Below are 20,631 nucleotides of genomic sequence, written 5' to 3'. Positions count from 1 at the left end.
AGTTTTTATGAAAAAAGCGATACTCATTATTATTATTGTAGGAATGTTTGGTTGGGCGCTTTATGATTTTGTTTTTTCCTCAAATGATACGATTCAAGAAACAAACGGCTCAGACAGTTCCGTTTCAGGGAATAAAATAACATCTGAAGTCAATCAAAGCAATGAGACCAAGAAAACAGGCGATGCCAGTGAGGAGGGGCTGGAAGTCGGTAATACTGCTCCTGACTTTAAGCTTCCTACTCTGGAAGGAGAAACAATTCAATTATCCGATCTGCGTGGTGAACGAGTAATGATTAACTTCTGGGCTACATGGTGTCCGCCATGCCGTGCTGAAATGCCTGATATGCAAAAATTTCACGAGAACAAAGATGTCAACATACTAGCCGTAAATTTAACGGAAACGGAGGGAAGCTTAATCAACATCCAAAATTTTGTTAATGATTATGATCTTACATTCCCTATTTTAAAAGATGAGAACACTGAAGTTGCCAACACATATCAAATTCAGCCTATTCCTACTACCTTTATGGTCGATAGTAAGGGAGTTATCCAATTTAAAGCATTTGGCGCAATGAACTATGATTTGATGGTTCAAGAATTTGAAAAAATGGAATAGCAGGTACCGTACGAAAAAACGCTTTACACATGTAGGATCACTATTTGGAACAAGCAATTGCATTATAGTATCATTTCCTCCTCTAACTCGTTAAACTAATGTTGAGGTGAGATCATGAAACAGACAATTATGGTCGTTGAAGATGATAAAATGATACGAAATCTGACACGTATTTATTTGGAAAAAAATGGCTACGAGGTTGTAGAAGCGGCTGATGGCGAAGAAGCAAAGACTGTATTTTTAAAGTATCACCCCTGTCTTATTATTCTTGATTTAATGCTTCCTAAATTAAGTGGTGAAGCCTTCTGTAAATGGGTGAAGGAGCTAGAAAATGGGGAAGTCTCTATCATCATGCTGTCAGCAAAAACAAGTATTGAAGAAAAAATAACCGGCTTAAGAATCGGAGCAGACGATTATATGACAAAGCCGTTTGATCCAAATGAGCTCATCGCACATATAGAGGCAGTATTACGCCGTACCGGTCAATTTTGCCAAAAGATTGTAAGTAACGGCCTTTGCATCAAACCAAGAAAAGGTGAAGTGCTACTTCATGATGAGCTAATTCAGCTAACAAAATTTGAATTTAACTTGCTTTATGTTTTTATGCAGCATCCTAATATTGTTCTTTCTCGAGAACAGCTTGTCAATGAACTCTACCCTCATTCAGAAAATAACGTGATGGATCGAACCATTGATGCACATATTAAAAAATTAAGAGAAAAAATTGAGGAAGAGCCTGCCAAGCCAAAACGAATTCATACTGTACGTGGAATGGGGTATAAATTTGTCCAAGCTAATTGAAAAATCAACCAGCTTCCTACCAGTTAGTTTTTTTTGGCGATTAACATTTTTGTATTTCTTAGTTATTGGTGTTGCTTTATTTATTAGCGGCTGGGCACTTTATAACACTGCCTGCTTTTTAGCCGCAGGTGTCGGAAACCTTGATGAACTCAGGCAGCAGCAATTTAATCAAACATTGTTAAGCTATGTATGGTTATTTGTCGCGATCGCTATTTTCATCGCATCTGCTCTGTACTTTTATTTAACGAAACGCTTATTAAAGCCTATTCGCAGCCTTTTAGAAGCGACTCAACTATTAAAAAAAGGGAAATATCCTAATCCGATCCCCATCGTTAGAACGGATGAAATTGGTCAGTTAGTCCAACAATATAATGAACTAATCGCACAGTTAAATCGAAATGAAGCAGATCGGAAAAAACTTGTTTCAGATATCTCCCATGAGTTTCGCACACCTCTATCCAATCTCAGCGGTTATTTAATGGCTTTAGAATCTGGCGATATCGTCGGAGATCAGAAATTGTATACAGCACTTTACCAAGAATCACAGCGGCTTACCTCCTTATTGGATCAATTTGACCAATTAAAACAATGGGATCAGACTACTGCAAAAACATCTACTAGAAAAGAAATAGCTTCGATAAAACCACTCTTAGAGCAATGCACTTCTATGTTTCAGTGGACATTAAAACAAGCAAATATACAGTTAAAACTTCATGTGGAGGCTGCAGATTTATTCATCCACTCAGAAGGAATACAGCAGGTAGTTAGTAATCTATTAGACAATGCAATCCAATATTATAAGGGCTCAGGCACAATTCGTATTCATGGAAGTAAAGAAGGAGCATGGTACAGTATTGCTGTCTCAGGCCCAGGTGTGCCAATACCGGAAAGGGAAAAGGATAAGATTTTTGAACGTTTTTATCGCCTTGAATCATCACGTAGCAGGGACACAGGAGGAGCTGGATTGGGACTCGCAATCGCCAAGGAGATTGTTGAAAAGCACCATGGAAAGATTTGCGTTGCACCTTCCTCTTGTGGCGAGAATACCTTTTATATAAAGCTGCCGTTAAAGAGGGAGATGGGAGGATCTGCGTAAAAGCTTAGGGAGCGATTTTTCAAACCTTGAAAATACTAGCCTCTATTTTTCCCCTAATCTAACTCCTAATGAACGGATAAACTACCATTAGAAAAACTTGGCTTGTCGCCAAGCCTTTAGCGAAAGCTGTAGTTTTTCTTATACGATAAAGTGAAACTTCATTCCGTGGAATGCTTTTTACACGGAATGTTAGTTTGAACGAATCGGGCATTTAGGTGCCGTTTTCTTCCACTTTGACCCTTTTGTACCAACTCAGGATCTTATAAGTAGAAGTCCTACGGCACCTTACATGCGGATAAACTATAAAATTTTATACTTTCCTATTAGTAGAACAAAATGCACATGCTCGGTTAGCAACATGCAAACGCCAAGCTTCTGACGAAAAAAAGAGAAACTTCATTCAAGAAGTGCTTCTCTCCTTGAAAAAGAGGAACGCTTTTCTGCGTAGATGTGTTGACGTTAGTCCTTCTTGTCCTTGAAAAGAAGAGCACTTTTTCTGTATGCGATGCTTATTCCTGTAGGCTAAGAACCAATCGGACATTTGACTCTCCGTTATCCCCCATCTAGACTTCTTCGAAAAATTTAAAAGATCTCCGTACAGTCGAAGAAAAAGAAAAAAATACATTCAGATTTCTTTATCATGATGTAGCCACAAAAGGCAGCCACACGGAATACGGAACCTACACTCGGAATGGCAAAAAAAATATATCTTTACTCTCCTATCAAGATATCTATGACTTTGAAAAAGTAACAGCATTTGTTGGAACAATTGAAATATTTCTAGTAGAAGTGATAATGCTCGAAAAAAAGCATGAATCATCACTTAATGATCTTCCATGAATAATATTTATGGATGAAGATGCACTGGCGTCCCAATTGGTACAAGTTTAGAGAGTTCTAAAACATCCTTGTTATACATCCGTATACATCCATGCGAAACGTCTTTTCCAATTGATGAAGGACGACTTGTTCCGTGGATTCCATAGTGTGGTTTAGAAAGTCCCATCCACATGACACCAAATGGTCCTCCAGGATTAGGCGCCTTATTTACTATTGTATAGGTTTCAACTGGAGTTGGGGTTAGCATTTTTCCAACACCAATTGGATATTGCTTTACTACACGCCCATCTTTCAAAAGCGTCAACGTATGCTTTAAGACAGAAACATCAATTGAATATGGCAAACAAAACCACCTCCCTAGCTTATTTTATGTAGAATATGTGATGAAGTGAAACTTGAATTTCGACAGCAAGCAAAGGGTTGATTAATTTGCAAAAGGAAGATGTCATCTTAAAAACGAAACAGTTTGTTTTTCAAGAATTAAATGGAGACGCAAGCGGTCACGATTGGTGGCATATCGTCCAAGTGGCGAAATTGGCAAAAACCATTGCCCTTAAAGAAAGAACAGATCTTTTTATCTGTGAAATGGCAGCATTGCTTCACGATATTGCAGATGAAAAATTGAATAAAAGTGCAGAGAAAGGCTTGTAAAGGGTAGGAAAATGGTTGGAACCTTTTAAAGCTGGATGCAGCTGTTAAAGCACAAATCATGACAATTATTGCTACTATCTCATTTAAGGACGGTGAAGAACCTCCAGTTGAATCGGTGGAAGCGCAAAAATCGTTCAAATGCCGATCGTCTCGGGTGCAATCGACGCCATCGGCATTGCTCGAACATTTGCCTTTGCTGGTGCAAATAAACAACTTATCTATGATCCTCAAATTGAGCTGAAAACAACAATCACAAAAGAAGGATACCGTAAAATAAATTCAACATCCATTCATTACTTTTATGAAAAACTGTTAAAGCTAAAAGACTTGATAAATACAGATTCCTGCAAAATAATCGCAGTAGCAAGACATCAATGGATGGAAAGCTTCCAAAGATTTTTTTATCGAATGGGAAGGAAAGTGAACTACAAAAAAATAGGCAATTACATATTCTAAACAATGGAATAGACAGGCTATCTTCTTTTTATTTATTCTAAAGCTAAGGGAATATAGGCCGAAGAACGTTGCTATTACCTACATCTGAAAAGTCGCAAAAATCAGGGTCTGTCCGATAAGTCCTTAAAAGTAAAGCAGCTAAGAAAATGAGACAAATTTCCTTAGTTGCTTTTTTAAATGGAAACATTTTTATGAAAATAGCGAGCCGAAGACCTGCTACTTTTAGTAAGTTGTGGGCTAATGCCACAATCCCAAACTCGACACCTTGTCGAGCCTCGGAAGGAAAACCTGCGGAACGTCCGATTGCCCTTGATGTGACCGAACACACTTTTCTACTTCGACTTTGCGCTGAGCGTAGATAGTGGCTTTCTCTTCACATTCAAGGGCTGTTTTTCCAACGCCAATCGGCCCTTCAATAGTAATAAAAGAAATCGTTGTCATTTCTGGCACCTCCCACTCTTTGTACCTAGAACTTTCCTCTATATAGATTTCAAAAGTGCCTATACTAACATCTTCGCACATAATATGAACATGCCAGATAGATTCTTACAAAGTGATTATTGATATTTCACCATAAAAAGTACAGCTTCATGAGTAAACGTGCAACGAAAAGAGAACTTGGCAATGCAGCAATAAAGTAAAACTTTCATCAGTGGGATTTTCTCTTATTCCCCCATACAAGGGGGATCTTAAGCTAAAAGCACGGGTGTCCTCGAAAAAGAAGTTCACTTTTTCTTCGTACGATACTACTTCAAGAAGCGTTCCTTGTCCTATAGGCTAAGAACCAATCGGACACTTGACTTTCCATTATCCCCCACCTAGCGCTTCTGATTCCTCTTGCTCTGCGAGATGGGGATCAAGACTTGCCAATTGGATGTGGGATATTTTCACATTTCATTGATTTGATTGCTCAAGATATACATGAAATTGTAAACTTCGGAAAATACTAGTGTAAATGAGATCCAAAAGGAGAATTAAAATGAACATAACAAGATACTGCCGATTGGTCCTATTTTTTTCTTGCTTATTTCTTTTCTTATCTGGATGCAACAATAACGAGACAGAGCCTTCGAAACAGGAGAGGGACAGTAAGCTGATGACCCATGATGACGAAAATCAGCAACATGTAGAAGAACTTGAAGGAGGATCAGAATTAGCAAGCAGAGAGCAAACACCGGTATCATTTTGGACATTGCAGCGCGAATATCCTAATAGTATTGCAATTCGAGCAAACAATACAAAAAAGATGGCCATTACCTTTGATGACGGCCCGAGTCAAAAGTACACACCTCTCATATTAGATACGTTAAAAAAACATAACGCAAAAGCAACTTTTTTTATGATGGGATCAAGAGCTACAGCTTATCCCGATATTGTAAAACGTATTCATGAAGAGGGGCATGCAATTGGAAATCATTCTTATTGGCACCCAAATTTAAGTGAAGCAAATATTGATCGAATGAAAAAAGAAATTTCAGATACGGAAAATACGATAGCACAAATAGTGAATATAAGACCAAAGCTATTCCGACCGCCTTATGGCAATTTAACTCGCGAACAAGTAAAAGTATTAGAACAAATGAATTTATCTGCAATCATGTGGTCAGTTGATTCCTCAGACTGGCAACAGCTTTCAGCTGAACAAATTCAAAAAAATGTCCTAAGCAATATTCACCCTGGTGCCGTTATTTTATTTCATGATGGCGGTCATTGGACACAAGACTTATCTGGTACAGTAGAGGCATTGGATATTATTATTCCGAAACTGCAAAATGATGGTATAGAACTAGTAACCATTCCGGAACTTTTTCAAATAGAAGGACAAAAATAATATTCGCCTATAGCGAAGCATTAGTGAAGATATTAGCAGTTTGTAAAAAACTCCCTTTTATAAAGTAACATCATAAAGTTACCGGTTATTTGATTATACCACTTCTAAGGTCTGAATTCGGTATTGTACCGTTTCAGGCCTTTTCCTATATTGAACAAATCATTCCTATGCACTCATTCCCTACTTGGTGACCATCTGGAATAGTAGTTGCTTTATTATTAATTATTTCATTTACTAGGTTGCACACAAAATAATACTCGTTTAATGGCGTTTTTCGAAAACAATACTCTATGAGATTGATACTGTTCCATACATATTCTAACTATATGGTTGACCATCCAGTAAGAAAATTATAAGAAAAGCACCTTCAAGTTTAAAGACGGTACTTATCATTAGGACATTTCAGCTTTAAGTCGAAGTACTATTGGTTTTTATTTTGAATGTTACCATCTACAGTATTATTTTTAGCTGGTATTTTGGCGATCCTGTATGGTTTATCGTTTCTTGGATAACCAATATACCTCAAGAAATCTATGAAGCATATTTACAAAAAATAAGGTTACACAAAGAAAGATAAATTGCTGCTTGCTGGTCGTCAGCGATACCGCAGCAAGCATGATCGTTTCCTAATTTATTATAAAAAAGAAAAAACTCAATCTAACTTTTATGTTTGAAAATATTAACTGCCGACTAGTACAGGTTAAATTATTATGTATTGCTTATTTTATCCTTTAAATAGGGCCAACCGTATTGTGACGGTTAGCCGAATCTTATCTACTTTTTACAAGTAAGTTAACAGCCTCTTTGATAAGATCGTCCGCATTACCTCCATTTTTTTGTTCTTCGCGAATACAGCGCTCTAAGTTTTGACTAACAACTAAAGCCGCTGTACGATCTATCGCATTTCGTGCAGCAGACATTTGAGCAACAACTTCACGACAGTCCTTTTTTTGTTCCATCATTTTTTGTATCCCCCGAATTTGACCTTCAATACGCTTCATTCGATTAATTACTTTTGTATCATATTCCATTCCTCTTTTGTTCCTCCTCTTTCCCATTACATAAAATGCTTCAATGCTTTGTTATACACAATAATTATTAAAATGTGGGGTGTTTTCATCCCAACAACATAATAAAACTTTAGCTAAACTCTTTTTTTACTGTTAATGACTAGTTCAGTAATTACGTTCTTCATACCATCATATTTATCCAAAACGATTGCCGAATGCTTCTTTTCCTGAATCTTTTTCCTAAACACCTAATCGACAGACTGAAATTTTAAATACAATTAACGATTGCTATATCACTGTATACTCTTCATGATTTAACTTGAGCTGTCGACCAGGAAAGTAAATACTTGGAACGAAATACACGAATGTTCGTATCCATGCTTTCTTCATAAACAGGATAACGTGTAAACGGATTCGGAATGGCAATATTTCGCACTGCTTCAAACGAAGGCTTACTAGATAGGGCTATAATGTCAACTCGTGGTGTCTTTCATGCATCCTTTACATTTCGGTTGCTAAAATCTATAACGCCATTAATTACGACGGAACTCATCTTGTTTAAATATTCCTTCGGTTCGAGCAATATCAACCACTGCTCTTTCATCCCTCGATACCGATGCATCCCTCTCTTGCCCTCTCGATAACTGCTTAATAATAAAACCAATAATTGCGTTTAATAGCATTGATAACAGTCGAAAAATAAACACTACAAAACGGATAAACTATACATGCCATTCGATCAGGAAAAGCAGCAGCGTCGGACTTAGGAGTTACTTCTGCAAGATAATAATCGTAACTGTCAAAACTACTGAGGCAATCCCAACATAGAATTCTTCACTATATTATTTCCAATTAATATCGATATTATAAATTAGTCGGTTTGGAAACTAAACGAAGCAAGTATTTACCTAGATAGCATCGTTTTTCGCCTTTGTTTGTAATTCAAAGCTGTCCCGCTCCCGGAAAAGAAAAAAGTTATGAATCATAACGCAATGATCGTGAGCGATCACTCCGATTTTTCCCTCTTAAATATACCTTAACTATTTATGAGGGTATGTTAGTCCCCTTCTATCATACATTGATTTTTTATGAAGATAAAGTCAAAGTGATACATTGAAAGAAAATTCACTTCCTAAAGAAAGCATTCCTGTAATAAAGCAAAATGAGGATTGAATAAAAAAAGCCCCCTTGGTATGATACGAGGTGTCCTGATCACTGTAGTATGGTGTAAAAAGGACCCTTAAATTAGAACCAAGGAGGACTATTATGCATTATAAACAAAATGAAAAGATTTTACAACTTACCGAGCAAATTTTAATTGTTGGGGTTGATATTGCCAAAGAGAAGCACGTTGCCCGCGCTCAAGACTACCGAGGAATACAATACGGAAAAGCTTTGTATTTTGAAAATAGTTTTGAGGGGTTTGAAAGATTGGAGTGTTGGTTAAAAGAGTTAGCTACACAAAAGAATAAAAGTGATTGGATAATCGGTATGGAACCAACAGGTCACTATTGGCTTCCTTTAGCTTATTGGCTAATGGAAAAAGAGCTTAAAGTCGTAGTGGTAAATCCAGCGCATGTAAAAAAAACAAAGGAGCTAGATGATAATTCCCCAACGAAGAACGATGTAAAAGATGCCAGAGTGATTTCACGTTTAATTCAAGATGGTCGTTATTCTGAACCGCACTTACCAGCAGGAATCTATGCCGATCTTCGAGAAGGCATGAATATGTACGAGCAGTTAATGAAAGATCTTCAAGCTGTCCAAGGCCGTGTTCATCAATGGATAGATAGGTATTATCCGGAGTATCTGAAGGTCTTTGCGAATTGGGAAGGGAAAGCATCTATTCAAATATTAAAGATGGGGTTATTCCCTGAAGAAATTGCAGAGATGGATGAACATCAAATTTTGATAGAAATCCGTAAAGAAGTTAAAAGAGGAATTGGGTTAAAAAAGGTTCGACATCTAAAAGAGGTATCAAGTCAATCCGTAGGCATCAAAGAAGCAAGAAACATGGCAAGGGTGAAAATCGAGACATTAATGGATCAATACGCCCTCCTTCATGAAAAGATAAATCAAGTGTTGGAAATGGTAAAAGAACTTATTACACCAATTGCTGGGGTTAAAGAGATGACGGATATAAATGGAATAGGTGAAATCACAATCGCTTCATTCTTAGCACAAACTGGTGAACTAAATAAGTATACGCATCCAGAACAGCTCATTAAGTTAGCAGGGCTAAACTTAAAGTTAGCTACGTCGGGTAAATGGAAAGGCAAAACAGTTATTACCAAGAGGGGGCGTCCTAAATTAAGAGCCCTATTGTTTAAAGTCATTTTGCCTTTAGTCCATCATAACCCTGCATTTAAAGCGTTACATGAATATTTTACAACAAGAAAAGAAAATCCGTTAAAGAAAAAGCAATCCTTGATCGCACTATGTTGTAAGTTGATTCGAATTTTGTTTGCAGTAGGCACGAAGCAAATAGCATTTAGTCCAGAAAAGATGTTACGTGACATTCCGCATTTTCGAATACAGGATGTAGTCTAGAGACATAACGTTTCCCATGTATTAATGAGAATGTAAAACGTTTATTTTTAGAGGAATTATCCATAACAATGGAAGCACGGAGCAGCCGGCAAATTTTTATACAATCGGGCATGACCCTGTAAGAAAGCATCGCCGGCCCCACTTCATGGATAGACCGAACGAAGGAATGTATGCGCAGGTGACGCTGTGAGATGTGGGAGGTTTTGTCGCCATGAGTATTGTGGGAATAAAAGGTGCGAATATAGTATCAATCATTTCCATTTTTTTGAAAAAGAAAAAGGATGGCTTATTAAGTGCACCCTTTTCCATTAAAATCTCTCTAAGTCAGTTGGATATCCAGTATAATGTTATGAATAACTCAAAATAAATTATGAAATTCTAAGAAAAGCGAATAAAACTAGAGAAAACGTTAGTATATAGAGGGAGTATAAAATTTTAGGGTTTATCCCGCATGTAAGGTGCCGTAAGTTTCCCACTTCAAGTCCTGAGTTCGTGCAAAGGGTCAAAGTGGAGAAACCGGCACCTAAATGCCCGATTCGTTCAAGGGCCTTTAGGTCATACCCTTGTGGTACTAACATTTCTTGGGGAAAGCATTCCAAGAAATGAAGTTTCACTTTATCTTATTAGAAAAACTACGGCTTTCACTAAAGACTTGGGGACAAGCCAAGTTTTTCTAATAATTATCGTACAAAGGAAACGGGTTTTTAATCCATCATGTACGAAAAAAGCGAAAAGGAAAGGAGTTAGCTGTCATGAAGGTATTTTTAGTTGGTGCAAATGGACAAATCGGTAAACAGGTGTTACAGCAGTTATCAGCGAGTGATAAGCATTCGGTTAAAGCGATGGTAAGGAAGCAAGAGCAACTGGATGCTCTAAAAGAACAAGAGTTCGACGCAGTATTAGCTAATTTAGAGGGATCTGTATCTGAACTTGAAAAAGTGATGCAAGGAGCGGATGCAGTTGTCTTCTCTGCCGGCTCTGGTGGAAGTACAGGCTATGATAAAACCTTATTAATTGATTTAGATGGAGCAGTAAAAACGATGGAGGCGGCTGAGAAAGTAGGAGCCAAACGGTTTGTCTTGGTAAGTACGATACAGGCACATCGTAGGGAAAACTGGATTGAAGAACTAAAGCCATATTATGTTGCCAAGCATTATGCGGATCGAATGCTCGAGGCAAGTAAGTTAAATTATACGATTATCCGTCCAGGCTGGTTATTAAATGAACCCGGTACTGGAAAAGTTGTTGCTGCAGCTGATTTAGAGATTGGAAAGATTCCAAGAGCAGATGTTGCCAAAACCATTGTTGCAATATTAGATGAACCTAACACAATCCGTAAATCTTTTGATCTTATTTCTGGAGAGACAGATATTAAAGAAGCGCTACAGCAGGTATAACTGAATGAACCTGTCGAATGGATATGTATATCAATTTGGCAGGTTCTTTACATCTTGATAAGTATAAATTTAGTTTCATATCGAATACGATGGTGTTGTTCTTTATCCGATTATTGACGGTCCATTTCTAAAAAGGTTTTGTATTAGCATATGTTTTTTAAAAGTAAACTATATCCGTTTTTCTACATTGTGAATAACTTTTTTAGAATAGCGCCGTTTAGCTTGAACGCTTAAGCTGTAGCAAATGGTCTTACTTTCGATAAATTCATCTAAGAAATGAACAGAGAGTTTATTGATTAAACTTTTCATTTACCATCTGATTTAACACATGATTAATTCCAATAGTTTGTTCGACATCAATCACAAAAGCAATTCCTTTTCCTGCCGTGTTTAATTCAGCTTCTTCTTCAATCGCCTTTAATACATCATTTGTTCTTTCCTTGTTAATTAACGTTAGAACGACTTCTTTTTCTGGTTCAATTAATATGTTAAATAGTTTAGCTTGTTCATGGATGCCGGTACCGCGCCCGCTTAAAATAGTACCACCTTCTGCTCCTGCGCGTTTAGAAGCATCAACAACCTTTTCACAATCACCTTTATTTACAATGGTAACAATCAGATCGTACATGATTTTCTCTTCCATTTTGAGTTCCACATCCTCTTCATCTGGTTCGTTATCTGTATTATTTAAGCCCAGTAAGTGTTGGACGCCGGTAATGTGTTTTGCGTTAATAACGAAACCAATTCCTTGCTTGGGTTTATTTAAGTTGACGGAGTCGATAATTGCTTGCATAACGGCTGGATAAATATTTTCGTCTACTAATGTTAAGATAATTTCCCGCTCACGCTCAATTGGAATGCCAAGAAATCTCTCTTTGTCATGCAGTCTGAAGCCTTTTCCAAATAAGGTCGTTCCTCCGCTAGCACCGGCTTTTTTTGAAGCAGATATGACCTTTTTTGCTTTTTCTTTTCTAACGATCGTGACGATGAGCTTTTGCTTGAGTTTCTTGGGCATATTGCTCCTTCTCCTTTCTACTGTATAAAATGCCTAACGTAAGTACAGATAAAATAGGAGCTAAAGCTACAAGTGCTACCATACCAAATCCATCAAGTAATGGATCACGGCCTTCCGTTACGGAAGCTATACCAACAAACATAGCTAGTATGAATGTAGCTGTCATTGGGCCTGTAGCAACCCCTCCAGAGTCAAACGCAATGGATGCGAACGTTTTCGATGAGTATTTTACCATAATTAATGCAATTATATAACCAGGCAAGATAAAATACCATAGAGAAATCCCTAAAAGAATCCGGATCATGGAAAGAGCGACCGAAATGCCAACACCAGTTGAAACGGTGTAAAGTAATATTTTTTGTGGAATGTACCCACCGGATGCTTTTTCTACCTGATGAATCAGCACTTGAACAGCGGGTTCGGCATATGCAGCAAAGAAGCCTAAGATAAAACCAATTGGGATGAGAAGCCAAACGAATTCAATGGAACCAAGGTCAATTCCAATCATTTCACCAATTGGTAAAAATCCGATATGAACCCCTTGCAGAAAGAAAGACAGTCCAAGAAATGTTAAGATAAATCCAACGGCTATATCCATTAATTTTCGATGGGGAAGTTTTAAAAAGAAAAATTGGAAAAACAAAAATAAACCAATTAGTGGAAGCAAGGCAAGGGCAACCTCTTCTGTCGTTTGTTGAAAGCCTTTAAAAATATGCAGGTTCATCCATAAATCACTCCTAAGATCAATACAGATATAATTGGACCGATGGAAGCTAAGGCTACTAACCCAAAACCATCCTGAGATGCTGTCTTTCCTTTTAATACGGAAGCAACTCCTACTCCAAGTGCCATGATAAAGGGCACGGTTAACGGCCCAGTGGTTACACCGCCTGAATCAAATGAAAGAGGTACAAATGTTGTCGGTGTAAATGCAGCTAAGAGAAATATAATCCCGTACCCACCTGCAAGCATATAGGTAATAGGGATAGAAAAGACAATTCTTATCATAGATAGCGCTACGAATATACCTACACCAAGGGCAACAGCTAGAATAAGTACACTTTTGGAAATACTCCCGTTTGATACTTGATCCACCTGTGTCGAAAGTACACGCACATCAGGTTCAGCAATCGTAACAACAACTCCTAGTAAAAAGCCAAAGATCACAATGAGCCAAATACTTTTTGTCTTGGATAGGGCAGAACCTATCATTTCACCTACAGGGAGTAAACCAATATTAACTCCTAATAGAAATAGAATTAAGCCAAAACCAACCATGACAACACCAATTAAAAATTGTAAAAATGTTTCTGTTGGCAACCAGATTAATGTGAACTGTAAAATAGTAATAACGATCGTTATTGGTAAAATCGATTGGATAACTTCAATAATTGTGTCTTTAATATTGTCCATTAACTTCCTCCTTTTATTGGGGGTGAGATCTAAAATGGTATATTAACATAATCTTCAGTTTATTAATCCAATAGAGCAGAAAACAGCTTTAACAGAGTTAACATTTGGGTGCAATGATTAGATGTCTGACCATGTCAAGTGCTTCCTTCCTGTAATGGTTTTATCCTGTTTTCTTATAGGCAAGAATACAAAGCTAGAAACAAGGAAGCTAGAGCAGTTAGCCTGTATCTAATAATAGTAAAGGTGAAAAAGAAACATAGTGAAGTGTCAATGCTTAAATTTTAAAGTGGACATACTTTTTTTCATTTGTAAATGGCAAGATGATATGCCTAGCTTATTGTCTAGGAAGTGATATCCATCTTTACATGGCGGGATACCTTTTTTGAAAGTAGTATCGTCTAGCTTGCTCAAGCGGTAGCAAAAACTTCAATATCGGGAAGACCGACGAAAAGCGGGCTTGCCATTCAGGCATCGGCATACCCCTGATTTAGAGGCATGTTTCCTTTACCCCGAATGTAAAGATCCGTATTTTTCTCATTTCAAAAATGTGCTTATGATAAGAAAGACGCTCTTAAATCCCTCATTCGTTTGGGCCAACAGGGCAAGGAAAGCTACGACAGCAACACATCGCGGTTTTTCAAGGACAGGGTATGCTTGGACAGCAGTACACCGCAGTTTTAAGGATAAGGAAAGCTATGGCAGCGACGGCATCGCAGTTTTTCAGGACAAGAAAAGCTACGACAGCAACAAATCGCCGATTTTTCAAGGAGAAAACACGCCTTGAATGAAGCTTCACTTTTCTCGTCAAAAGATCTGCCGTTTGTACGTCGCTAACCGAGTTTTTGTTCTGAAATGGTCTTGTATTAAGGTGGGAAAAGAAAATATATCTATCAACCCTGCAATTTTTTATTGGATAGCTATTGCAGGCAATTGAAGACTCTTATACAAAAAGCTTGATACATAAATTATAACATTTTCGATCTAAATGAAAAAACGATAAAGTTCAAAACAAAGAAATTTTGCAATAAATGAAATTAAGTCTTGAATATTTATTCGTTATGGTGCATAATATTTCAATAATAGAACGAATAAAGGAGTGGTCGGTGTGGGAAAGGAAAAAATTGTGTTAGCTTATTCGGGCGGATTAGATACATCTGTAGCAATTAAGTGGCTACAGGATAAATATAATTATGATGTAATTGCTGTAGCGCTTGATGTTGGGGAAGGAAAAGATCTTGATTTTGTAAAAAATAAGGCACTGCAGGTAGGTGCAGTTAAATCATATGTGATTGATGCTAAATCATTATTTGCCGACGAATTTGTATTACCGGCATTACAGGCTAATTTATTATATGAAGGAAAGTACCCATTAATATCTGCTCTTTCTCGGCCTTTAATTGCCAAAGTACTGGTCAATATTGCTAAAGAAGAAGGTGCAGTTGCCGTGGCACATGGCTGTACTGGAAAAGGAAATGATCAAGTTCGTTTTGATGTGGCCTTTACAGCTCTGGATCCGGAATTGAAAATTGTTGCACCTGTCCGTGAATGGGCCATGTCACGGGAAGAAGAGATTGCATATGCACAGGAACATGACATACCTATACCGATCGATCTTGATAATCCGTTTAGCATTGATCAAAACCTCTGGGGACGCAGTAATGAATGTGGCGTGCTGGAAGATCCTTGGGTAGAAGCACCAGAGGAGGCATATGAGTTAACAACAAATCCAACTGAAGCACCCGATGAACCGCAAATTGTCGAAATCATGTTTACACATGGGAAGCCAATATCTTTGGATGGTCAGAAGCTTGCACTGGAAAATTTGATTCAAGAATTAAATAAAATTGCTGGAAAGCATGGGATTGGTAGAATTGACCATGTAGAAAATCGACTCGTCGGGATTAAATCACGGGAGATATATGAGGCACCTGCAGCGATAACATTAATTACTGCCCATCAAGAGTTAGAAGCATTGACATTACCAAGAGAGGTAGCACAATTTAAGCCGATAATCGAGCAAAAATTAGCTCAAACAGTTTATGATGGTTTATGGTATTCTCCGCTAACGGAAGCATTATTGGCATTTGTTACGCAGACACAGAAGGATGTTTCCGGAACGGTTAAAGTAAAATTATATAAAGGTCATCTACAGGTAATAGGACGCGCTTCGGAGCAGTCATTATATGATTATGATTTGGCCACATATAATGCAGACGATTCATTTGATCATGAAGCGGCAATAGGCTTTATCAAACTGTGGGGACTACCAACAAAAGTACATGCAACAGTGAATCAAACCCATGCTTCTGTAGACGAAGCTATTAAGGATGCAATTTTAGATGTAAAAGAAGCAAAAACAATCGAACCATAGTCAATGTATCACTGCTTAACTAGAAGTAGAGTGGAGAAGTAGTATATGAATAGTTAGTTTCGGCGATTCCAAGTAATAGCCCGGATTTTTCCGCTAATCGTAAACGAACTCTCTTATGGATCAAGCGTTGCTCTGTACAGAGAACAATTCTATTTTAATCTGTATGGTTAGTGGTGAAGGCAGTAGATAAATAGTTTGTCCAAACCGAACACGTTTTAGAAGTTCGGTTTTTCTTTGTACTATAGGAAAGTATAAAATTTTAGGGTTTATCCCGCATGTAAGGTGCCGTAAGACTCCCACTTCAAAATGTTTTTCTAATCTGGAAAACGATTCATTCTTTCATGGTGGGTATCTTCTTTGGAAGTATGTTTTGTCTAGCTTATGCGCCCAAACACCAACAAACTAAACTTTAACCATTTAAGTGTACAATGAAATTCAACTCGTCTCTTTTAACCAGTTTTTTAATAATTTTTGTTAAGCGCTTAACAAGATTATTTTACTAAAAACGGAGTAGAATCCTTAACATATCATAAATAATACTGCTATAATATAGATTATCTTTTTAAAAAAGGCAAGGAGGAAAAAGAGTGGTTAAGTTAGGAAAAATGATAGGGAGTATTGTTTTATTGTATATCATTTTTCAATTTGGAAACTGGGTACAACGCACATTTCATTTGTTTATACCCGGGAGTGTTATCGGAATGATAGTTTTACTTTTATTACTTAGTACAAAGCTTGTTCGTATGTCCTGGATTGAGGAAGGGGCTAATTACATCATTACGAATTTAGCTTTCTTTTTTATTCCGGTAACCGTTGGGATTATTGAGTATTATCATCTGTTTATGGGGAAGGGCTTCTTATTAATTGTGATCGTGTTGGTAAGCACGATTTTTGTTATGGGAGGCTCTGGTTATGTCAGCCAGTGGCTTATTCGTAGAGAGGAATGGAAGCATGAGTGAGTTTATTATTGCCGTCTTAGCAATTATCGGAACGTTTGTTATCTATCATTTTGCGTTATTGATTCATCGGACGTGGAAGTATTCATTAACTGCACCCGTTTTAGTAGCTACCGTAATTATTATTATTCTATTATTTATATTTAATATTCCATATGAGACGTATATGGTGGGTGGAAAGTGGATCAATGAGTTACTTGGACCAGCTGTTGTGGCACTGGCATACCCGTTATATAAATATCGCAAAACGTTAAAGAAGGTAACGATCCCCATTTTAGCAGGTACATTTGTCGGCGGAATCGTTGGTATTTCTACCGGGTTATTACTTGCACAATTAGCCGGATTCGAGTCAACCATTGTTTACTCCTTAACGCCAAAATCTGTAACGACTCCAGTAGCGATGGCTGTAACGGAGACGATTGGGGGAGTAATCCCATTAGCTGCAATCTTTGTTATGATAGCAGGAATTGGTGGTGTAATCATGCATCACTATGTATTTCGCTTGTTTCAGATTGACCATTATATTGGCCGAGGTGTAGGAATGGGAAGTGCATCGCACGCTGTTGGAACAGCCACGTCTATGGAAACGAGCCAGTTAGAAGGCGCCATTAGTACAATCTCTATGGTTGTAAGTGCCGTGCTAGTTTCGATGATTGCACCTGGTCTTGTACATATCATGATGTAGATAGATAACCTTAGGAAAACCCGAAATCATTGGTAACTGATTTTGGGTTTTCCTATATTTTTAGTGTCGTTTATTTAGCCAAAGCACACCAGATTTAGCTACTCGTGGTAGCCAGCCAATTATTGGCTTTTGCATCATATTTCCAAATCCGTCTGATTTTCCGAGAGAGCCAAGTGTTCCCTTCAGTTTAATTTCCTTTGGTTTTTTTGGTTCTTTGCCGTGAAGAATGGCTAATAGAACTTCTGCAACACGCTCTCCCTGTTGCCCTGCCAGCTGTCCACTTGGGGAAAACTCGGACGAAGCGCAATCGCCAACAATATAGATATTCGTGCTTTCCGGTACTTGGAAAAAATCATTGACAATGATTTTTTCTTGTTCATCTTTAGCAAAAGGCAACTCTCTTACTAAATAGTTCGGTCGGACCCCAGCTGTCCAAATAGTCACATCATTCACATAACAGACGCCGTTATTACAAACACCATCTTTTTCCACGTACTCTACATTGGCATGGTGTATCACATCAACATCATTAGCAACGAACCATTCAGCTACGTACTGTTGAATCTTTGGGTCAAATGCTTTTAATACGGTTGCTCCACGATCGAGTAAGCGAATGTTTAAGTCTGGTCTGCTTTCTCTTATTTCAGAGGCTACCTCAATTCCACTTAATCCGGCACCAACGATAGAAACCTTTCCATAGGCTTTTAAATCGCAAACAGCAAGTCCTGTTCTTCTGGCATTGGAGAAAGTCTGTACACTGTTTGTGTATTTTTCGGCACCCTTAATCCCATGATAATTATCCTCACAACCCAGTCCAATAACTAAATAATCGTAGGGGATGACTTCACTCGTGTTGGAGAATAAAATTTCTTCATTGGCTGTATCAATTTTTTTAATTTCCCCATAAAAATAACGAACACGTTGGTCGTCTGGAAAGTTCAGCCTAACATCCTTGTCCGCAGAGGTGCCAGCAGCAATCGTATAAAATTCTGTTTTTATAGAATGATACGGGTTCCTATCTACAAGTGTAATCTCCACATCATCTGGCAGCTGATAATCAAGCAGTCTTAATAGCGCTTTCAGCCCACCGTATCCCCCACCTAAGATGACTAATTTTTTCATACCACAAAACCCCATCTCTCTATTTCTTATTGTTTGGTGTTCTCTCATCTCCTGTAAGTGTTAGAACTTAAAATGGTAGAGCTCTAAAATTTATTGTGGAATGGAGAAGATAGTAAACTATTCATATACTTTTATTCTAGCGAACATCTAATACAATGTCATCATTTGATTCTTGATACTGTAGATAACAGAACTTTTTAATAACTGTAACAGTTAACTAAATGATGAAAAGTCGCTTCATACCTTCATATTAAGCTACTATGCTATACTAGTCAAAAAGTTAAGCTACTATGCTATACTAGTCAAAAAGAGGAGGAAATGCAGGTGGTGACAAAAGCAATTCAGGATATTTATTTAGATGATTATGCCTGGTGTTATGGTTGCGGAAGGCTAAATCAGGATGGACTCCATTTTAAAACAGTTTGGGAAGAAAATAAAACCGTTACGGTTTATACACCTAAAGAAGAGCATACTGCTATTCCTGGTTTTGTTTATGGGGGCTTAATTGCTTCATTAATTGATTGTCATGGTACAGGATCAGCGTCGATGATGCTTCATCATAAAAATGGACATCGCATTGGTGATGGAACAGAGCCACCACGTTTTGTAACCGCTTCATTACATGTTGACTTCATAAAGCCAACACCTCATGGTGTGGAGCTAAAGGCTGTAGGAACTGTGGAAGAAATTCACCCAAAGAAATTTAAAGTGAAGACAGAAGTGTTTGCTGAGAAAGTATGCTGTGCCAAAGGGGAAGTCATCGCAGTTATTATGCCTTCTACATTTAATTAAAATGAGAGATAAATAGAATCATAGTAGGTTAGGGAGATAGTAACGAAACATAAAGGGGTAACGAAAGATTATGCAACGACTTACAACAAGTTCTTTACTAGATGTTATTGGGGAGCTCTTTTCCGATGAAATATCGATTGCGGTTACATCGACGACAGAATATATTTATTACCGACCCAGCGTGCGTGTTGATTTGAAGATTAGATCGGGAGATCCCATTAAGGAAGGGACGCTAGCCAACAAAGCAATTGTTACGGAACAAAAGGTATCAGAGTTTATTCCTCGTAATGTCTATGGTGTTCCTTATCATGGAATGGCTGTACCATTTCATTCTCAAGGTAAGTTAGAAGGATGTGTCATGGCCATTTATCCTGCATTAACAGAGGGGAAATCTGTTATTACTGTGAAAACATCAGATGGCTGGAAGCCGCTTCCTTTTAACGACGTAGTGTATTTGGAAGTAAAAGAAAGAAAAACCCGGATTATTACAAACGCCTTTACAGGTGTTCATCGTAAGGCTTTGCAGGAGTTTGAATATATGCTGCCCAAGGCATATTTTATTCGTTGCCATCGCTCTTACATTGCTAATGTAAATCATATTGTGCATATATACCCGGATACTCATTCAACATTTGTATTGGAAATGGATAATGGAGACCAGTTGCCTGTTAGTCAGTCCTATTCAAGTTATTTTCGCAAATTGCTAGGTTTTTAATGTTATAGTTAGGGAATTTCCAGGTCTTAGCAAAGCGGTGGATTTGACATGGAAGATGTTGATGTATTACGTATAAGTTCTTAATTGTTTGATTGCGAGCTTTTGTAACGAAAATTAAAAGGAAGTAAGATAAGAATTCATGAAACAATGAAAGTTTATTTAGGTTTGATTATTTCTTGTATAATTGTTTTTACTGTCACTATATTATTTTATTTACCTAATGTTCCTTATGCGTTTGTAATCATAGGATTTGATGTTAATGCAATTGTAAATAAATAAAAAACAGGTACTTGTTTTTTAACTAGACGTCGTCT

General features: G+C 37.6%; 22 protein-coding genes. 14 read left to right on the top strand and 8 right to left on the bottom strand.

All coding sequences use genetic code 11. The annotated features are described in order from the left end of the window. The first annotated feature begins 7 nt into the window (after window positions 1–7). The 3 genes from JNUCC74_RS17355 (at window position 8) to JNUCC74_RS17345 (ending at window position 2,513) form a co-directional block, all read left to right on the top strand. Entirely contained in the window at window positions 8–616 is a 609-nt protein-coding gene (locus tag JNUCC74_RS17355; RefSeq protein WP_454066277.1) for a redoxin domain-containing protein, read from the top strand. 114 nt (window positions 617–730) lie between these two features. Beyond that, window positions 731–1,417, top strand: coding sequence for a response regulator transcription factor (locus tag JNUCC74_RS17350; protein WP_454066276.1), 687 nt, complete (start codon window positions 731–733; stop codon window positions 1,415–1,417). Next, entirely contained in the window at window positions 1,401–2,513 is a 1,113-nt protein-coding gene (locus JNUCC74_RS17345; protein ID WP_454066275.1) for a sensor histidine kinase, read from the top strand. Before JNUCC74_RS17350 ends, JNUCC74_RS17345 begins: the two co-directional genes overlap by 17 nt. An 847-nt stretch (window positions 2,514–3,360) precedes the next feature. Here the strand turns inward: JNUCC74_RS17345 and JNUCC74_RS17340 are convergent. Further along, window positions 3,361–3,696: a L,D-transpeptidase gene (locus JNUCC74_RS17340; RefSeq protein ID WP_454066274.1), complete on the bottom strand. Its 336-nt coding sequence runs from the start codon at window positions 3,694–3,696 to the stop codon at window positions 3,361–3,363. An 86-nt stretch (window positions 3,697–3,782) separates the two neighbouring features. Here JNUCC74_RS17340 and JNUCC74_RS17335 point away from each other — a divergent pair, with 86 nt between their 5' ends. Both JNUCC74_RS17335 and JNUCC74_RS17330 read left to right on the top strand, forming a co-directional pair. Further along, entirely contained in the window at window positions 3,783–4,004 is a 222-nt protein-coding gene (locus JNUCC74_RS17335) for an HD domain-containing protein (protein ID WP_454066273.1), read from the top strand. A gap of 138 nt (window positions 4,005–4,142) precedes the next feature. Next, complete coding sequence (locus JNUCC74_RS17330) at window positions 4,143–4,460, top strand: hypothetical protein (RefSeq protein ID WP_454066272.1); 318 nt, start codon at window positions 4,143–4,145, stop codon at window positions 4,458–4,460. A 237-nt stretch (window positions 4,461–4,697) separates the two neighbouring features. On the opposite strand, the gene JNUCC74_RS17325 is transcribed toward JNUCC74_RS17330, so the two are convergent. Next, entirely contained in the window at window positions 4,698–4,901 is a 204-nt protein-coding gene (locus tag JNUCC74_RS17325; protein ID WP_454066271.1) for a hypothetical protein, read from the bottom strand. A 538-nt stretch (window positions 4,902–5,439) separates the two neighbouring features. Here JNUCC74_RS17325 and JNUCC74_RS17320 point away from each other — a divergent pair. Continuing rightward, on the top strand, window positions 5,440–6,291 hold the full coding sequence (locus JNUCC74_RS17320; RefSeq protein ID WP_454066270.1) for a polysaccharide deacetylase family protein: 852 nt from the start codon (window positions 5,440–5,442) through the stop codon (window positions 6,289–6,291). A gap of 770 nt (window positions 6,292–7,061) precedes the next feature. Here the strand turns inward: JNUCC74_RS17320 and JNUCC74_RS17315 are convergent. Together JNUCC74_RS17315 and JNUCC74_RS17310 are read right to left on the bottom strand one after the other, a co-directional pair. After that, window positions 7,062–7,322 (bottom strand): metal-sensitive transcriptional regulator, encoded by a 261-nt coding sequence (locus tag JNUCC74_RS17315; RefSeq protein ID WP_077318697.1) that lies wholly within the window; start codon window positions 7,320–7,322, stop codon window positions 7,062–7,064. Window positions 7,323–7,834: 512 nt separating this feature from the next. Then, the gene (locus JNUCC74_RS17310) at window positions 7,835–7,984 is read right to left on the bottom strand and encodes a hypothetical protein (protein WP_454066269.1); all 150 of its coding nucleotides are present in this window, start codon (window positions 7,982–7,984) and stop codon (window positions 7,835–7,837) included. Window positions 7,985–8,567: 583 nt separating this feature from the next. Here JNUCC74_RS17310 and JNUCC74_RS17305 point away from each other — a divergent pair. From JNUCC74_RS17305 to JNUCC74_RS17295, 3 genes are all read left to right on the top strand, one after another. Further along, on the top strand, window positions 8,568–9,851 hold the full coding sequence (locus JNUCC74_RS17305; protein ID WP_454066268.1) for an IS110 family transposase: 1,284 nt from the start codon (window positions 8,568–8,570) through the stop codon (window positions 9,849–9,851). A gap of 211 nt (window positions 9,852–10,062) precedes the next feature. Then, window positions 10,063–10,218, top strand: coding sequence for a hypothetical protein (locus tag JNUCC74_RS17300; protein WP_454066267.1), 156 nt, complete (start codon window positions 10,063–10,065; stop codon window positions 10,216–10,218). Between the two features lie 385 nt (window positions 10,219–10,603). Next, a complete protein-coding gene (locus JNUCC74_RS17295; RefSeq protein WP_454066266.1) occupies window positions 10,604–11,248 on the top strand; it encodes an SDR family oxidoreductase in 645 nt (214 codons plus the stop codon). Window positions 11,249–11,537: 289 nt separating this feature from the next. Here the strand turns inward: JNUCC74_RS17295 and JNUCC74_RS17290 are convergent, their stop codons facing one another. The 3 genes from JNUCC74_RS17290 to JNUCC74_RS17280 are packed head-to-tail and all read right to left on the bottom strand — an operon-like array spanning window position 11,538 to window position 13,676. Beyond that, window positions 11,538–12,263, bottom strand: a complete 726-nt coding sequence (locus tag JNUCC74_RS17290; RefSeq protein ID WP_454066265.1) for a P-II family nitrogen regulator — start codon at window positions 12,261–12,263, stop codon at window positions 11,538–11,540. Further along, on the bottom strand, window positions 12,220–12,987 hold the full coding sequence (locus JNUCC74_RS17285) for a DUF1538 domain-containing protein (protein ID WP_077318643.1): 768 nt from the start codon (window positions 12,985–12,987) through the stop codon (window positions 12,220–12,222). The genes JNUCC74_RS17290 and JNUCC74_RS17285 overlap by 44 nt, the downstream gene beginning before the upstream one ends. Next, complete coding sequence (locus JNUCC74_RS17280) at window positions 12,984–13,676, bottom strand: DUF1538 domain-containing protein (protein ID WP_454066264.1); 693 nt, start codon at window positions 13,674–13,676, stop codon at window positions 12,984–12,986. The genes JNUCC74_RS17285 and JNUCC74_RS17280 overlap by 4 nt, the downstream gene beginning before the upstream one ends. A gap of 1,105 nt (window positions 13,677–14,781) precedes the next feature. On the opposite strand from JNUCC74_RS17280, the gene JNUCC74_RS17275 reads away from it, so the two are divergent. The 3 genes from JNUCC74_RS17275 (at window position 14,782) to JNUCC74_RS17265 (ending at window position 17,688) form a co-directional block, all read left to right on the top strand. Then, window positions 14,782–16,047 (top strand): argininosuccinate synthase, encoded by a 1,266-nt coding sequence (locus tag JNUCC74_RS17275; RefSeq protein WP_454066263.1) that lies wholly within the window; start codon window positions 14,782–14,784, stop codon window positions 16,045–16,047. 587 nt (window positions 16,048–16,634) lie between these two features. Further along, a complete protein-coding gene (locus tag JNUCC74_RS17270) occupies window positions 16,635–17,006 on the top strand; it encodes a CidA/LrgA family protein (RefSeq protein WP_077318638.1) in 372 nt (123 codons plus the stop codon). Further along, window positions 16,960–17,688 carry an LrgB family protein gene (locus JNUCC74_RS17265; protein WP_454066262.1) on the top strand — a complete coding sequence of 243 codons (729 nt, stop codon included), beginning with the start codon at window positions 16,960–16,962 and terminating at the stop codon, window positions 17,686–17,688. Before JNUCC74_RS17270 ends, JNUCC74_RS17265 begins: the two co-directional genes overlap by 47 nt. Before the next feature lie 60 nt (window positions 17,689–17,748). Here JNUCC74_RS17265 and JNUCC74_RS17260 read toward each other — a convergent pair whose 3' ends face one another. Then, window positions 17,749–18,810 carry an NAD(P)/FAD-dependent oxidoreductase gene (locus JNUCC74_RS17260; RefSeq protein ID WP_454066261.1) on the bottom strand — a complete coding sequence of 354 codons (1,062 nt, stop codon included), beginning with the start codon at window positions 18,808–18,810 and terminating at the stop codon, window positions 17,749–17,751. Window positions 18,811–19,128: 318 nt separating this feature from the next. Between JNUCC74_RS17260 and JNUCC74_RS17255 the strand changes: the two genes are divergently transcribed. Continuing rightward, complete coding sequence (locus JNUCC74_RS17255) at window positions 19,129–19,602, top strand: PaaI family thioesterase (RefSeq protein WP_454066260.1); 474 nt, start codon at window positions 19,129–19,131, stop codon at window positions 19,600–19,602. A gap of 70 nt (window positions 19,603–19,672) precedes the next feature. Continuing rightward, on the top strand, window positions 19,673–20,317 hold the full coding sequence (locus tag JNUCC74_RS17250; RefSeq protein WP_454066259.1) for a LytTR family DNA-binding domain-containing protein: 645 nt from the start codon (window positions 19,673–19,675) through the stop codon (window positions 20,315–20,317). The last annotated feature ends 314 nt before the right edge of the window (window positions 20,318–20,631 follow it).

The sequence above is a fragment of the Cerasibacillus sp. JNUCC 74 genome (assembly GCF_053667775.1).
Note: the sequence above shows the minus strand (reverse complement) of the source record. Positions and strands in the feature narration are given on the sequence as shown.